Origin of the sequence: Agrobacterium tumefaciens, from assembly GCA_025559845.1 — a bacterium.
GTDB lineage: Bacteria > Pseudomonadota > Alphaproteobacteria > Rhizobiales > Rhizobiaceae > Agrobacterium.
Window position 1 is genome coordinate 2345052 of the sequence record CP048470.1, and the last position, 14328, is coordinate 2359379.

12 protein-coding genes are annotated in these 14328 nt (G+C 54.6%); 10 read left to right on the top strand and 2 right to left on the bottom strand.

Going from position 1 to position 14328, the window contains the following annotated elements; all coding sequences use genetic code 11:
- Positions 1-5: 5 nt before the first annotated feature.
- Positions 6-1709, top strand: a complete 1704-nt coding sequence (locus FY156_27055; protein UXS05091.1) for a DUF521 domain-containing protein — start codon at positions 6-8, stop codon at positions 1707-1709.
- Positions 1710-1718: 9 nt separating this feature from the next.
- Positions 1719-2747, top strand: a complete 1029-nt coding sequence (locus tag FY156_27060) for a proline racemase family protein (protein ID UXS05092.1) — start codon at positions 1719-1721, stop codon at positions 2745-2747.
- Positions 2748-2812: 65 nt separating this feature from the next.
- On the opposite strand, the gene FY156_27065 is transcribed toward FY156_27060, so the two are convergent.
- Complete coding sequence (locus tag FY156_27065) at positions 2813-3835, bottom strand: LacI family DNA-binding transcriptional regulator (protein ID UXS05269.1); 1023 nt, start codon at positions 3833-3835, stop codon at positions 2813-2815.
- A gap of 156 nt (positions 3836-3991) precedes the next feature.
- Positions 3992-4312 carry a hypothetical protein gene (locus FY156_27070; protein UXS05093.1) on the bottom strand — a complete coding sequence of 107 codons (321 nt, stop codon included), beginning with the start codon at positions 4310-4312 and terminating at the stop codon, positions 3992-3994.
- Positions 4313-4605: 293 nt separating this feature from the next.
- Between FY156_27070 and FY156_27075 the strand changes: the two genes are divergently transcribed.
- From FY156_27075 to FY156_27110, 8 genes are all read left to right on the top strand, one after another.
- Positions 4606-5409, top strand: coding sequence for a transporter substrate-binding domain-containing protein (locus FY156_27075; protein ID UXS05094.1), 804 nt, complete (start codon positions 4606-4608; stop codon positions 5407-5409).
- A gap of 68 nt (positions 5410-5477) precedes the next feature.
- Positions 5478-6182, top strand: coding sequence for an amino acid ABC transporter permease (locus tag FY156_27080; GenBank protein ID UXS05095.1), 705 nt, complete (start codon positions 5478-5480; stop codon positions 6180-6182).
- A complete protein-coding gene (locus FY156_27085; GenBank protein UXS05096.1) occupies positions 6179-6838 on the top strand; it encodes an amino acid ABC transporter permease in 660 nt (219 codons plus the stop codon). The genes FY156_27080 and FY156_27085 overlap by 4 nt, the downstream gene beginning before the upstream one ends.
- Positions 6819-7550 (top strand): amino acid ABC transporter ATP-binding protein, encoded by a 732-nt coding sequence (locus tag FY156_27090; protein UXS05097.1) that lies wholly within the window; start codon positions 6819-6821, stop codon positions 7548-7550. Before FY156_27085 ends, FY156_27090 begins: the two co-directional genes overlap by 20 nt.
- A 22-nt stretch (positions 7551-7572) precedes the next feature.
- Positions 7573-8508, top strand: coding sequence for a 2-hydroxyacid dehydrogenase (locus tag FY156_27095; GenBank protein ID UXS05098.1), 936 nt, complete (start codon positions 7573-7575; stop codon positions 8506-8508).
- Between the two features lie 327 nt (positions 8509-8835).
- Complete coding sequence (locus tag FY156_27100; GenBank protein ID UXS05270.1) at positions 8836-10878, top strand: EAL domain-containing protein; 2043 nt, start codon at positions 8836-8838, stop codon at positions 10876-10878.
- 595 nt (positions 10879-11473) lie between these two features.
- Positions 11474-12973: an O-antigen ligase family protein gene (locus tag FY156_27105; GenBank protein ID UXS05099.1), complete on the top strand. Its 1500-nt coding sequence runs from the start codon at positions 11474-11476 to the stop codon at positions 12971-12973.
- Positions 12974-13111: 138 nt separating this feature from the next.
- Positions 13112-14308, top strand: coding sequence for a polysaccharide export protein (locus FY156_27110; protein ID UXS05271.1), 1197 nt, complete (start codon positions 13112-13114; stop codon positions 14306-14308).
- Positions 14309-14328 lie beyond the last annotated feature (20 nt).

Genomic DNA, 14328 nt, shown 5'->3' on the forward strand with positions numbered 1-14328 from the left:
TTTCGATGGTCGCGCACACTTCAGATATTGTGGCTGCACAAAGTATTCTTCGAGGCTCAGCGGAAGGCCAGGTCATTGCGACAACCGAAGCGCTCAGCTTCTGGGGTGGTGTCGATCCAGCCACCGGCAAGGTCATTGATGTGCATCATCCGCTGCATGACGAGAGCCTTACGGGCGCCATCCTTTTCATGCCGACGAGCCGCGGCTCATGCACAGGCTCGGGGGTCCTGCTTGACTTGATCCTTACCGGCCGCGGGCCTGCTGCACTGGTATTTTGCGAAGCCGAAGATGTCCTGACGCTTGGTGCGCTGATTGCTGGCGAAATGTTCGGCAGCCCCATGCCGGTTGTGCGCCTTGATCAGCAGAGTTTTGATAAGTTCTCTGGCGTAGGAAAAGTCCGGATTGACGGTCATTCCATATCGAGTGGTGATTTTTCGCTACCTCTAGCGCCGCCAGCCACGAGCGACCTTGACCTCGCGCCAGACGACAGTGCCATGCTCGATGGCCGCGATGGGGTTGCCGTTCAGCAGGCGATGCGCATCATCGTTGCCATGGCTGCACAGCAAGGGGCCACAGGTCTTGTCGACGTGACCCAGGGGCACATTGACGGCTGTATTTACGCGAGCCCTGCCAACTTGACCTTCGCGGAGAAGATGGCTGAAATGGGCGCGAAAGTCCGCGTGCCCACAACCATGAATGCGATTTCCGTCGACAAGTCGAATTGGCAGTCGCAGGGCGTGCCGACGACATTCGGCGATCCTGCTGCGCGATTGGCCGATGCCTACGTCCGCATGGGTTGCCGTCCGACTTTTACCTGCTCACCCTATCTCCTCGACAGTGCCCCAAGGATGGGTGAATCAATCGCCTGGGCGGAATCGAATGCCGTCATCTTTGCAAATACCGTGCTGGGCGCACGTACCGCCAAGCATCCGGATTTTCTAGATCTCTGTATTGCACTCACCGGACGTGCTCCGCTCTCTGGCGTCTATCTGGAGGAAAACCGGCGTCCTCAGCGCATTATCGATGTCTCCCTGCCAGCCAACATCGATGACGCGTTCTGGCCGCTCGTCGGCTATCTCGCAGGCAAGGCGGCGCCCGATTGTATCCCCGTACTTCGTGGCCTCAGTGAAGGACGCCCGTCGAAGGACGATCTCAAGGCGCTTTGTGCGGCCTTTGGAACAACATCGGCATCACCCATGCTCCATATCGAAGGGGTCACCCCCGAAGCCTCGCTCGCACCCGTTGCGGGGGCGGATTTCGTGACGATTACCGATCGTGACATGGCCGCTGCCTGGAAGTTGCTGAATGAAGGGCCGGAGGACGTTCAGCTCGTGGCGATCGGTAGTCCGCATGCCTCGCTTGCCGAGTGCCGTGCGCTCGCGGATGCATTTGCCGGCCGAAAGCACCATGCGGGTGTCGCAGTGATCGTTACCGCGGGCCAACAGGTAATCGATGCGGCAAAAGATGAGGGCACGTTCCAGCGGCTCGTAGAAAGCGGTATCCAGGTCCTTCCCGATCTCTGTTGGTGCTCGATATCGGAACCGGTTTTCCCAACGAAGACACGCGCCCTGATGACCAATTCCGGGAAATATGCGCATTACGGTCCAGGCCTTAGCGGTCGTGCCGTCCGGTTTGGATCTCTTGCTCAATGCGTCGATGCGGCGTTGACAGGACGCGCCAACGTTTCTCTTCCGACCTGGCTTTCATAAGGATTTCTCATGCGAAGCATAAAAACCGTTCACGTGATCTCCGCTCATGCGGAAGGCGAAGTGGGTGATGTCATCGTTGGGGGCGTTCTGCCGCCGCCTGGTGACACCATTTGGGAGCAGAGCCGTTTTATCGCCCGTGACCAGACACTGCGCAATTTCGTGTTGAACGAGCCGCGCGGCGGCGTCTTCCGCCATGTCAACCTTCTGGTTCCGCCAAAGCACCCCGATGCGGATGCCGCATTCATTATCATGGAACCGGAAGATACGCCGCCCATGTCCGGGTCGAACTCGATCTGTGTCTCGACCGTGCTTCTCGATGGCGGGATTGTGCCGATGCAGGAGCCAGAAACACACATGGTGCTTGAAGCACCAGGCGGACTTGTCCGGGTCCGTGCCGAGTGCAAAAATGGTAAGGCAGAGCGGATCTTCGTTCAGAACCTGCCGAGTTTTGCAGATCGGCTGGATGCGAAACTTGACGTCGAGGGACTTGGAACCTTGACTGTCGACACAGCCTATGGCGGCGACAGCTTCGTAATCGTGGATGCAGAGGCGCTGGGGTTTAGTCTCAAACCTGACGAGGCGCATGATATCGCCCGGCTCGGCGTCCGCATCACCAATGCCGCGAACCAATCGCTTGGCTTCAGCCATCCGGAAAACCCCGACTGGAAGCATTTTTCGTTTTGCCTCTTTGCAGGTCGGGTGGAGCGAACTGCAGAAGGATTGAGGGCAGGAGCTGCGGTTGCGATTCAACCGGGCAAGGTTGACCGCTCGCCAACAGGCACTGCGCTTTCGGCACGCATGGCCGTGCTCCACGCACGTGGGGAAATGAAGCAGGGTGAGACCCTGACCGCCGTCTCCGTCATCGGCTCAACCTTCAGCGGGCGCATTCTCGGCGAAACGATGGTCGGTGATCGCAAGGCCGTTCTGCCTGAGATTTCAGGCCGCGGCTGGGTGACAGGAATTCACCAGCACATGCTCGACCCCTCCGATCCATGGCCGGAAGGTTACCGTCTCACCGACACATGGGGTGCGCGTTAATACGCCAATCGCACGTGATGCGTGGCGGTCTGTCTATGGCAAGATGGACAGACCGCGAGCGCACCTCAACCGGCAATGCGCTTGGTTGTATCCCGAATGATCAGTTCGAAGCCAACATCGATACGGGCGTTTTCCGGGGGTGTCGCATCTTTCTCTGGCTCCAGAATGGATAAAAGCAGTTCCCCAGCCCTTCGACCGATCATCTGGGCGTCGACGCGGATGGTCGAGATCGCGGGAAAACACTGTCTACCGATATCGAAGTCGCCGAACCCGAGGATCGAAATTCTGCCGGGTACATCTATCCCTCGTCGGTGACATTCCATGAGTGCGCCAACGGCAGAAATGTCAGATACCGCGAAAACAGCCTCGATGTCCGGTGCCTTTTCGAGAAGGACGCCGAGCGTCTTGCCACCGTGGTCGTAAGAGACCGGTGCATGGCCCTCGCGTGTTATGAATTCGTCTGAGAGGCCTGCCTCGCGCAATGCCGCTCCAAATCCAAGCAGTCGCGCCTCACCACGCCAATCCTTGACATCACCGTCTGCCCTTGAGCCTAAAGCACCGATGCGGGTAAAACCGAGCGACATGAGATGCCGGGCCGCCGTTCTTCCAACCTCGTAGTTGGAAAAGCCGACAGCGTGATCGATAGGGTGCTCCGGCACCTCCCATATTTCGACGATCGGAATGCCCGCACGCACGAGAACTTCACTCGCGGCTTTTGTATGGACAGTGCCAGCAACAACGATTGCGTCTGGCCTACGCTCCATCATTGTCTTGATGACGCGCTCCTCCTCCTGCAAGTCGTACATCGTGTAACCGATCAGCAACTGGTAATCTGCAGCGCGCAAGGCATTGGCAAGACCCTGTGCGCTGTCAGCAAAGTTTGAGTTCGTCAGTGTCGGCAGGATGGCGGTGATGAAATTCGTTCGTCGTGATGAAAGCGAACCTGCAATCCGGTCCGGGACATATCCGAGCTTTTCAATGGCCTTCATCACCTTCAGCCGGGTCTCTTCAGAGACGAGCGAGGGATCGCCAAGCACGCGGGACACGGTCATCTTCGAAACGCCCGCAAGTTTGGAGACGTCATTCATCGTTGCTTTTTTGGATGCGACTGTCGCAGCGGCCAAGGGCGTGTGCTCCACCAAGGCATGTCTCCCGAATATCAAACGGCTTTCGGCTAGACATACACGAAGACTAAGGGAGAAAGCACGTCACGTCGGATATGCAGACGCGACGTGCACCGGTTTTTATGCGACGCGGCTATAGACGAGGTGATAGAACCGCCCGTCACACATGCTCATCATCTCATCCGTCAGGACACGGCCCTCCAGTCTGACCGGGGACACGAGTGCCTCCTCGACTGCCTCAATCGAGGGGTAGTCAATTTCCTGAACCATGATGATCGGTGCTGCATCGGGATCTGTGCGCTGCGTGCGCATAACCCGGACTGCCTGTGCATTCGGCATCCTCTTCCAAACCGGCAAAAGACGCTCTTCCACGATGCGGAAAAACTCGTCTTCTCGTCCAGGGTGAATTGTGCCTTCGAAAATGGCTGAGCGCGTGTACATGGTTCCTCCCGAAAATTGAACAGAGCGTGATAGCTGAGTTCGTACTTGCAATGATACCGATAACATGCATTATTCATCGTGCCAAGAACGGGGAAGGGTGTCGATCGGAGGAAAATCGATATCGTGTCGGAAACGGGCTGAAATCGGGGATTATTCGCTTATTTCACATCTTTTCGTCCGCTTGGGAGGAGTTTTATGGCGAAGGAAGCCTCGATGTTATCGAGAACATTTTGCCGGTCTTTCTTGGCGCCGTTCGATGGTTGGACGGGGCTTTCAGGGTTGGAGGAGAAACCATGAGTATTTCGAGATTTTTGAAGAACGTCACGATTGCAGTTGGTGTTGCGGCCGCGTCGTTTGCTGCGACGACATCGGCGCACGCCGTCTCTATCAGCGATATCATGTCGCGCGGTTCGGTGAAGATCGGTGTTCTGACAGGCGCGCCGCCAATGGGTATGGTTGATGAGAAGGGGAACCCGTCCGGTTATGACGTTGATGTTGCCAACCTCATCGGGACATACCTCAATCTACCCGTTGAACTCGTTCCGCTGACGCCGCCGGCACGTATTCCGGCCCTCCAGACGGGCAAGGTCGATTTCCTGGTGGCGACACTGGCTCCAACCGGTGAACGTGCGAAAACCGTCATGTTCACGCAGCCCTACAGCGCCTTCAACATGGATATTATTTCCGGTCCGGATCAGAAGTTCGAAAATCTGGAGAGCCTGAAGGGCAAGCGCGTTTCGGTGAACCGTGGTTCGTCTCAGGAAACCGCTCTTCGCAAGGCTAATGTCGAAGGTCTCGAGGTTGTCGTTTACGAAGACGACTCCACCAGCGCGCAGGCTCTCCTTGCCGGACAGGTTGACGCGGTCGCGTTGCCATCGACAGTCGGTGAAGCGATTATCAAGCAACGTCCTGAGGCCGGGCTGCAGGTCGGATTTACCTTCTTCCAGCAGGGCAATTCGATGGCCACGAAAATCGAAGATTTCGAACTTCGTCAGTGGCTCAACACGTCCATCTACCTCATGAAAATGTCCGGTGACCTCGACCGTATTTCGATGAAGTGGACTGGTCGCGCAATGCCGCAACTGCCGAACTTCTGATTGAGCCTTTCAGCGTGCCCGCCGGATAAAAACTTTCGGCGGGCCGGGAAATGTCAACGGAGTGGTGCATGTCCTATACGTTTCAATTTGGCGCTCTCGCCCAATATCAAAACGAGCTCCTGAACGGCATATGGCTGACGATCAAGCTGTCGGTCCTGTCGATCGTGCTCGGCTGTGCATTTGGTATTCTTCTGGCCTCACTGCGCTCCATAAATGGCGGTATCGTCCGCGGACTTGTGGACGCCTACGTCGAGATCATTCGCAATACACCTTTCCTGGTGCAGCTCTTTATCGTCTATTTCGGCCTGCCGGGGCTAGGGTTTCGTGTCGGTGCTGACACGGCTGCCCTGATCGGCATGACGATCAACCTCGCTGCCTATTCAACCGAGATTATCCGGGCCGGCATCGAGGCTGTCCACAAGTCGCAGATCGAGGCAGGTGAGGCTCTGGGTTTCACAAAATTCCAGATCTACCGCCATGTCATCATGGTTCCGGCGATCGCCAAGGTCTATCCGTCGCTTTGTAGTCAGTTTGTCCTGATGATGCTGGCATCCAGCATCTGCTCGGCGATTTCGACCCATGAACTTGCAGCCGCTGCGGCCTTCGTGGAATCGCAGACCTACCGTTCCTTCGAAGTCTACATCGTCGTCACACTCATCTATCTCGCGCTCGCTCTTTGCCTGCGGCTTGTCCTTGCCCTTGTTGGCATGTGGCTGTTTGGCCGCCGTGTTGCCCGAAGGACGATGACCGCTTTGCCGGAGGTGCAGTCATGACACTTAGAACTTTCGGTCTCAGCGAATTCGGATTCCTCCTGACCGCCCTGCAATGGACCGTACTCTTGACGATCCTTGCACTTGTCGGTGGAGGCATTGTCGGCTTCCTGATTGCTCTTGCCCGTACGTCCGATATCAAGGCTCTACGCTTTGCCGCCGGTACCTACATCCAGATCATTCAGGGCATTCCGGTGCTGATGATCCTGTTCTTGTCCTACTACGGGCTGAGCCTTGCAGGATTTGAGTTGCCACCCCTGATTGCGGCTGGCGCATCCATGACGGTTTATGCCTCGGGCTACCTTGCAGAGATCTGGCGTGGCTGCATCCAGGCAGTGCCAAAGCAACAATGGGAGGCCTCGGAATCGCTGGCGCTCACAAGGGCACAGCAGTACCGATACGTCATCCTTCCGCAGGCCATGCGTATCTCCTTACCCCCGACCGTCGGCTTTGCCGTCCAGGTCGTCAAGAATACGTCAATCGCATCGATTATCGGTTTCGTCGAATTGGCAAGAGCTGGGCAGTTGATCAACAACGCTACGTTCCAGCCCTTCCGCGTCTTCGTCGCCGTTGCGGTTCTTTATTTCATCGTCTGCTACCCGTTGTCCCAGCTCTCTCGTTGGCTGGAAAGGAGGCTTCATGCCGGAAGTAATCGTTGAAAACGTTCACAAGAGCTTCGGTGCGCTCGAAGTGCTCAAGGGTGTTTCGCTCTCTGTCGGTCGCGGTGAGGTCTTTGCTCTGATCGGCCGTTCGGGCTCTGGGAAAAGTACGCTCCTGCGCTGCATGAACGGTTTGGAAAAAATCAATTCCGGCCGCATTGAAATCGCAGGTCACGCACTTGGCGAGGACGCCAAGGCACTTCGCAAGTTGCGCACTGACGTCGGGATCGTGTTCCAGAGCTACAATCTCTTCCCGCATCTCACGGTTGGCGAAAACATCATGCTCGCCCCCCGCATCGTCAAGGATGTCGCGAAATCGGAAACACAGACGATCGCCCGCGAAGTGCTGCAGCTTGTTGGCCTTTCGGAGAAGTTCGATTCCTATCCGGACCAGTTGTCGGGTGGTCAGCAGCAGCGCGTTGCGATCGCAAGGTCGCTCGCCATGCGTCCCAAGGTGATGCTCTTTGATGAGGTCACATCCGCGCTCGATCCAGAGCTGACGGAAGAAGTTCTGACGGTCATGGAAAACCTCGCCAAGGATGGCATGACGATGATCCTCGTTACCCATGAAATGGCGTTTGCCCGTCGCGTCGCAACTCAGACCATCTTCATGCACAAGGGCACGATCTGGGAGCAGGGGCCCTCCGCCGAACTCTTTGCCAATCCGCAAACGCCGGAGCTCCGGCAATTCGTAAAGGCCGATGTGAAGTAACATCGGCGCAAAAGGAAGACTGATGACAACCGAAATTTTGCAATTGTGCCCGCTGATCCCGGCCCTGGAGAAGGAGCTCGCTGATCGCTTCACCGTTCATCGCTACTTCGAAGCGGAAGACAAAGCGGCATACCTCGCTGACAAAGGTGCCGCGATCCGTGGTGTCGTCACCGGCGGCCATATCGGTCTGCCGGCAGATATTGGCGCCGGCCTGCCAAACCTCGAGATTGTTTCGATCAACGGCGTCGGTTTCGACAAGGTTGATCTCAAAGAAGCAAAGCGCCGTGGTTACCATGTCTCGAATACGCCGGATGTTTTGACCGCCGACGTTGCTGACCTGGCACTCGGTCTTATTCTCGCACAGGCTCGCCAGCTCCCACGTGCGGATCAGCATGTCCGTACTGGTGCATGGTTGAAAGGCGATATGGGTCTTTCAACGCGTGTCACTGGACGCCGTTACGGCATCTTCGGTCTTGGTCGTATCGGTCAGGCGATTGCAACACGCCTTGAAGGCTTTGATGCACGCATTTCCTACACCGCCAGAAACAAGCGAGATGTCGCCTACGAATACCATGCGACAATCGAGGAACTCGCGGCCAACTGCGACGTACTGGTGATTGCTGCTGCCGCAACCGCCGACACGCGCCACATCGTCAATGCCGGTGTCCTGAAGGCACTTGGTCCGCAGGGAACCCTCGTGAATGTAGCACGTGGCTCTCTGGTGGACGAAGCAGCACTTGTTGACGCTCTTAAGAACGGCGTCATCGGTGGCGCAGCTCTTGATGTGTTCGAGGATGAGCCTCGCGTACCAGAGGCCCTTTTTGCGTTCGAAAACCTTGTGCTTGCTCCCCATGTCGGTAGCGGAACACATCAGACGCGTCGTGCAATGGCGGATCTCGTTCTTGCCAACCTCGACGCCCATTTTGCGGGTAAGCCGATCCCCACACCGGTTCTTTAACAAACGGGTCGCGGCAGGAAAATCTCCTGCCGCGCTTCGCGCATTTGTTGCCCAATAATCCGCTGCAACTATAAATATTTGCGCCCTTCGAGGCGTAAACTGGTAGCGCCTGTTCACATTTACATAATACCTGTATTCTTACTATCCGGCCCATATGATGTGAGCGGTGAGGCGGAGCGTGTGAGTTCCAGTGATGTGAAATCAACCTTGGATGATCAGGCGTCGGTTTCACGGCGTGAAGACGCTATCGTGGATGCCAATAGCTCTGGACCAGTGACGGCCGAGCGCGTGACAAAAGTTTCCGGTCGCCATGCACTGCTTGAAGCCATGATCGATCACGTGCCGGACCTGATCTATGCAAAGGACAGGGAAGGGCGCTTCCTGTTCGCCAATCGGGCCGTCGTCACAAACAACGGATTTTCTTCTGTCGAAGAACTTATCGGTTTGACCGATGTCGACATCCACGGCGAAGCCGCAAGTCTTGCGTTGATCCCGGACACGGAAGAACGCGTCATGCGTACCGGTGAGCCGGATCTCGGCTTCGAGCAGCGTGCGATGCGCGGCGGGGTCGATCGCTGGCTGATGATGTCGCGGGTGCCTTTGCGAGATACGAACGGAAATGTCGTTGGTGTTGTCGGTGCTTCTCGCGATATTACCGAAAAGAAAGCATCAGAACGCCTTTTGCAGGCGCAGGCGCGCATTTTGCAAATGATCGTTGCCGCGACCGATATCGACCACTTTCTGGCTGAGTTTGTTGAAGCCATCGAAAGTCTGGCATCGGGGCTCAATTGCGTTGTGCGGGTCTATGATGCCGCACCAGGCGAGCGTACGCTCTACACCTCTGAAACAAGCACGATCTCGAGAGATATTGTCGATACAATCTCGGTTGTTGACCAGCCATACGGTATCACCGTCCCAAGCGAAGGATCCGTCTTCGGTTCCGAAATTCCTGCGAGCGACGGTGCGCCACACGGTTTTGTCTGGTGTAAGCTGCCTGACCGTAACCCGGATGCTGGTCTTGTCGAGTTTGTAGCAGCCGCGGGACGCATGGCAGGGCTCGCGATTGATAGAAAGCGTGCCGCGGCACAGATTCTGTTCCTTGCCGACCACGATATGCTGACGCGCCTGCCCAACCGCCGATTTCTGGATACGAAACTCCCCGAAATCCTCGAAGGTGCATCGAAAGCATCGAAGGCAGTCGGGATTGGGTTCCTGGACCTCGATAATTTCAAACAGATCAACGATACACTCGGCCACAGTCTGGGCGACGAGCTGTTGGCGAAAACAGCCGAACGTATTGCTCGTGTCCTGCAGCGCGGCGATCTCGTTGTGCGTGTTGGCGGCGACGAATTTGTCATCGTACTCGAATGCCAGCAAGATGGGTTCGAACCGAGGCTCGAAGAGATAAGGTCTGCTGTTTCCAAGCCCGTTCGTGTTGGAAACTACGATATGAAGGTAACCTGCAGTGTGGGTATGGCGCTCTTTCCAGAGCATGGCGAGACAACTGCAGAAATTGTCGCTGCTGCTGATCTTGCCATGTACGGCGCAAAACATGCTGGTCGCGACAGCATCGTAACGTTCTCCCCCAAAATGGCGGAGGATCTACGCAAGAAATTCACGCGTATCGAAGAACTGCGCGCAGCACTCGAATCCGATCAGTTTGTTCTCCACTATCAGCCACAGGTCAATCTCGATACAGGTGAAATCTTCGGCGTGGAAGCGCTGGTGCGCTGGCAGCATCCATCCGAAGGGCTGCTCGGTCCCGGCGAGTTCATCGACCTTGCAGAGGAAACCGGCCTCATCGTCGAGCTCGGCGAGTTGGTGCTGAAAAAAGCGTGCCGACAGGCGCAGTTGTGGCGTCAATTGGGGCTTGCTCCGGTAAAAATGGCGGTCAATGTCTCGCCTCGGCAGTTCCAGAGCGGGCTTGTGGCAAAAATCAGGGATGCGCTCGACGAGACCGGTCTTGATCCATCGTCGCTTGAAATTGAAATCACCGAAACACTGATCATCCAGGACGTCGATGCATCCGTCAGGATCATGCGTGCCATCAAGGATATGGGTGTCAGTCTCGCGCTTGATGATTTCGGAATGGGCTACTCATGCCTTGGCATGCTGAAAACATTCCCTTTGTCGTGCATAAAAATCGATCGATCGTTTCTGACAAACTTGCCGCACCAGTCCAAGGACAGCGCAATTGTCTCGATCATGATCCAGCTCGCCAGCTCGCTGGATATTGATGTGATCGCTGAAGGGATCGAAACGGAAGAGCAGGCAATGTTTCTGCGAAACGCAGGATGCCCGTTCGGGCAGGGATATTATTTCAGCAGACCGCTCGAAGCGAGCAGTGCCGAAGCTATGCTGGGAAATTGAACCAGAATATCGACTTAGTGGTTCGACAGCCTGCTCGCACCACGGACTCCGTATGCCAGTGAATTTGGCGCAATTCTAAGCGTTCATTGAAGTCTTCGTGTGCAAACGAACATTAACTGGGCGTCGTGCATATCTGAGTGCGATACAAATCAACCAAAGATTGTTTGAGTGCGCACCCCTTGGAAATGAGTGTCGCGTGCAGTCAAAATTTAGATAGCCCATTAGAGGTGATTTGCGTTCGAGAATGTGCTATGCGAGTTGGAACTCGCCGATAATGGCACAACGTTTTTTGTCGCTGTCTGCCGCTTTTAATGATTTTGAAATTATAATATTGGCAATTGAATTAGGAATTGCTCGATTATGGGTTGTGTTACTTTGTGCTCGTTTTTTACGCTGACTGACCGTGCAATTCTAACGCGCGCTAGCGTATTGTCGTTTTAAGGTTCGTTTTGTTGCGGCATCTGCCACAGCGGACAAGAATCAAAGTTTCAGCTTTGAGTGCGTACTAAGAATCGAGTAATCAAGCGACCGTATTATTTGAGAGATTTTTATTTTTTAGTTCGTTCGATTTATTTATTTTGAAAGACGTAAAAAGATGAGTTTTCAGGGCCGATATGACTCGTCAAGCACACTGTTGTCGAAGCGTTCTTTCAACAAGGCTATAGTGATCGACTACGCAAAGACGGGCATCACTGGGGTCTATTTGACTACAGTTGCTATGTCGGTATTGCTCTTCGGATCGACTTCCACACCGCCGCTTATCGTTGCGTCGATGTGTATGTGTTTTGTCGGCATAGCAACGTCTCTGGTATCAGACGTGCCTAAACACCTACTCCCGTATTACATGATTACCGCCGGTACGCTCGGATGCGTCTTGATATCAGGATTTCTGCAGTCTTATTCACCGCCCGGTCTCCAAACTTTCGCAGGGTTGATCGATCAGCCGGGGTTCTGGGCCGCAGGTGCTCTGAGTGCCGTGCCCGGTGATAGCAAAATCACGCTTCTGGCGATAACGTACCCATTGCTAACCTTCATGGTTGGCTTGCACCTTTGCGCAACGACTAAAGGCGCAAAGAAGTGGCTCGTTTCCGCTGCGTTCTTGGGCACTGTCGTGGCATCAGTTGGAATAATCCAGTTCATCTTCTGGCCAACGATGTTAATGCTAGGTCCCAAAACCGCTTACATCGATAGTCTCACCGGTAGTTTCGTGAACCGGAATAGTGCAGCCACGTTCCTCGGTGTCACACTTGTATTACTCGTGTTCCTGTCATGGCAGAACCTAAACCGTACGCGAGAGCAAGGCATCAATCGTAGAGTAACTGATCCATTTCGATCTCTGCTCAGCTTGAAGGTCGTCGCATTGGCAGCAACGATTCTGGTCGTATTGACGTCCTTGGTTCTTACAAAGTCACGTGGAGGGGTTGGGGCGACATTTTTCGCGTTGCTTCTGCTTTGCGGCATACTCTCGTTGCGCAGCATACGGTTGAAAGCTCCTTCACATGTGAATTGGCGAAATGTGCTCGGAGTGGCCTCGGCCACAATCGTGGTATGCCTGGTGATAGCTATCCTCGGAGATCGTGTTTTCGTCAGAATGCTCGAGAGGGGCTTCGAGGATTCCAGGTTTTGTGTGGCACCTTCGATATTTGCTGCCGGGTTATCAAATTGGGTTTCCGGTTACGGTTTTGGCAGCTTCCAGAGCCTATTTCCGACCTTCCGTGATCCGGCGTGTGGCATCGTCGGGGTTTGGAACCACGCTCATAATTTCTTTCTTGAGGGCTTTTTCGAGGCTGGAATTGGGTTCGTTGTCATTGCCGCAGTTTGTATCGCTGCGCTAGCATTTGCTTTTGTTCGGGCAGGGTTATCATCTACGCGTCGCGGCCCCTATGGGGTTTTGGGCGCGTCGATACTCTTGTTGCTCGTTTCGCATTCGCTTGTCGATTTCTCCCTTCAAACACCGGGTATAGCGAGTTTCTGCGCCGTCGTTTTCGCAGCCCTGATTTCGGTCTGTACTAATGCCGACAAGAATAGTTTTGGGCGCCATTCGGCGGAAAAAAGCAGGCTTTTGTATTCTACGGGTGATCAATGCCCTACTTGAATTGACTTGGTTGATTAAGATTTGTTGCTGCTTAGCAACATTAAATGAAAGAGTTATCAAGCGGCTAGAGTTTAGCAATACTCATGCTACTGGATTAAGTGACGACATATTGCGTCAGTTGGGGACACAATGAACTTTATGCATTTTAGCCGGGTTGGCGCTTCCGTAATCGCACTTGCTACGATTTCTGGCTGTACGCTCCCGCGTTCTGGCCCCGACGATCGTGCAATCGAAGCACAGGCGACAGTCCGTGTCTCTGGAGGGCAAAAAAAGCAGGTAGGAACCGACTACGCTCTCGTAGATTTGACGAAATTTAGCCTTCCATTTTTTGAGGAAGAGAAGAAGACCTCGATACGAGACAGCTTTGGCGGAGGAAACGGTGGGGCACCAGATATCCCACTCGGTTTCGGTGACGTCGTCCAGGTATCGATCTTCGAATCGCAGGCAGGTGGTCTCTTCGTTCCTGCTGATGCGGGAAGCCGTCCTGGAAACTACATTACGCTTCCAAATCAAACGATCGATCGCAATGGTACAATTAGCGTGCCATATGCCGGGAGGGTCAGAGCCGCGGGGCAGCTGAAAGAGCAAGTTGAACGGAACATCGAAGATCTGCTTGCAAATCGTGCTATTGAGCCCCAGGTCGTTCTTTCTACGGTGTCAAGAAAATCGAGTTTGGTGGCTGTTCTGGGTGATGTCAATCAGCCTACAAAACTCGAATTAACACCGGCAGGAGATCGTATCCTTGACGCGATTTCCGAGGCTGGTGGCCTTTCTACGCCGGCCATCGAGACGAATGTCACTCTTCAGCGTCGTGGCAAAACGGCTACCGTTTCCTATCAGACCTTGCTTGATAACCCGAGGGAGAACATCTTCCTTGCGCCTGAAGATACTGTGTTTGCAAACCACGAACGCCGGACCTTCCTCGCCTTCGGTGCAGCCGGTGCAAGTGGCAGGTTTGACTTCGCAGATTCTAATTTGACATTGGGTGAAGGGTTGGCAAAAGCTGGTGGATTGCGCGACGATCGCGCAGATCCAGCCCAGGTTATGCTCTATCGCTTCGTCGAGAAATCAACGCTCCAAAAGATGGGCGCAAACGTTCAGGCGTTCACCGGCGAAATGGTGCCGACTATTCTACGTGTAAGCCTGAAAGATCCGTCAGGTTTGTTTGTTGCTCAGCAGTTTGTCATGAGAGACAAGGATGTCATCTATATTTCGAACTCTGATTCCGTTGAATTGCTGAAGTTCCTCGATATCGTCAACTCGGTGACAACAACAGCTGCAGGTACGACTTCTGACGCGGTAACAACCCGCGATGCAATCAGAGAGTTGAGATAGCCGTCTTAATCTTAATATTT

What these genes read in the sequence shown, in the direction of transcription:
- FY156_27055 (UXS05091.1), top strand. Translation starts at nt 6, where the DNA reads ATGGTCGCGCACACTTCAGATATTGTGGCTGCACAAAGTATTCTTCGA.
- FY156_27060 (UXS05092.1), top strand. Translation starts at nt 1,719, where the DNA reads ATGCGAAGCATAAAAACCGTTCACGTGATCTCCGCTCATGCGGAAGGC.
- FY156_27065 (UXS05269.1), bottom strand. Translation starts at nt 3,835, where the DNA reads ATGAATGACGTCTCCAAACTTGCGGGCGTTTCGAAGATGACCGTGTCC.
- FY156_27070 (UXS05093.1), bottom strand. Translation starts at nt 4,312, where the DNA reads ATGTACACGCGCTCAGCCATTTTCGAAGGCACAATTCACCCTGGACGA.
- FY156_27075 (UXS05094.1), top strand. Translation starts at nt 4,606, where the DNA reads ATGAGTATTTCGAGATTTTTGAAGAACGTCACGATTGCAGTTGGTGTT.
- FY156_27080 (UXS05095.1), top strand. Translation starts at nt 5,478, where the DNA reads ATGTCCTATACGTTTCAATTTGGCGCTCTCGCCCAATATCAAAACGAG.
- FY156_27085 (UXS05096.1), top strand. Translation starts at nt 6,179, where the DNA reads ATGACACTTAGAACTTTCGGTCTCAGCGAATTCGGATTCCTCCTGACC.
- FY156_27090 (UXS05097.1), top strand. Translation starts at nt 6,819, where the DNA reads ATGCCGGAAGTAATCGTTGAAAACGTTCACAAGAGCTTCGGTGCGCTC.
- FY156_27095 (UXS05098.1), top strand. Translation starts at nt 7,573, where the DNA reads ATGACAACCGAAATTTTGCAATTGTGCCCGCTGATCCCGGCCCTGGAG.
- FY156_27100 (UXS05270.1), top strand. Translation starts at nt 8,836, where the DNA reads ATGATCGATCACGTGCCGGACCTGATCTATGCAAAGGACAGGGAAGGG.
- FY156_27105 (UXS05099.1), top strand. Translation starts at nt 11,474, where the DNA reads ATGAGTTTTCAGGGCCGATATGACTCGTCAAGCACACTGTTGTCGAAG.
- FY156_27110 (UXS05271.1), top strand. Translation starts at nt 13,112, where the DNA reads ATGCATTTTAGCCGGGTTGGCGCTTCCGTAATCGCACTTGCTACGATT.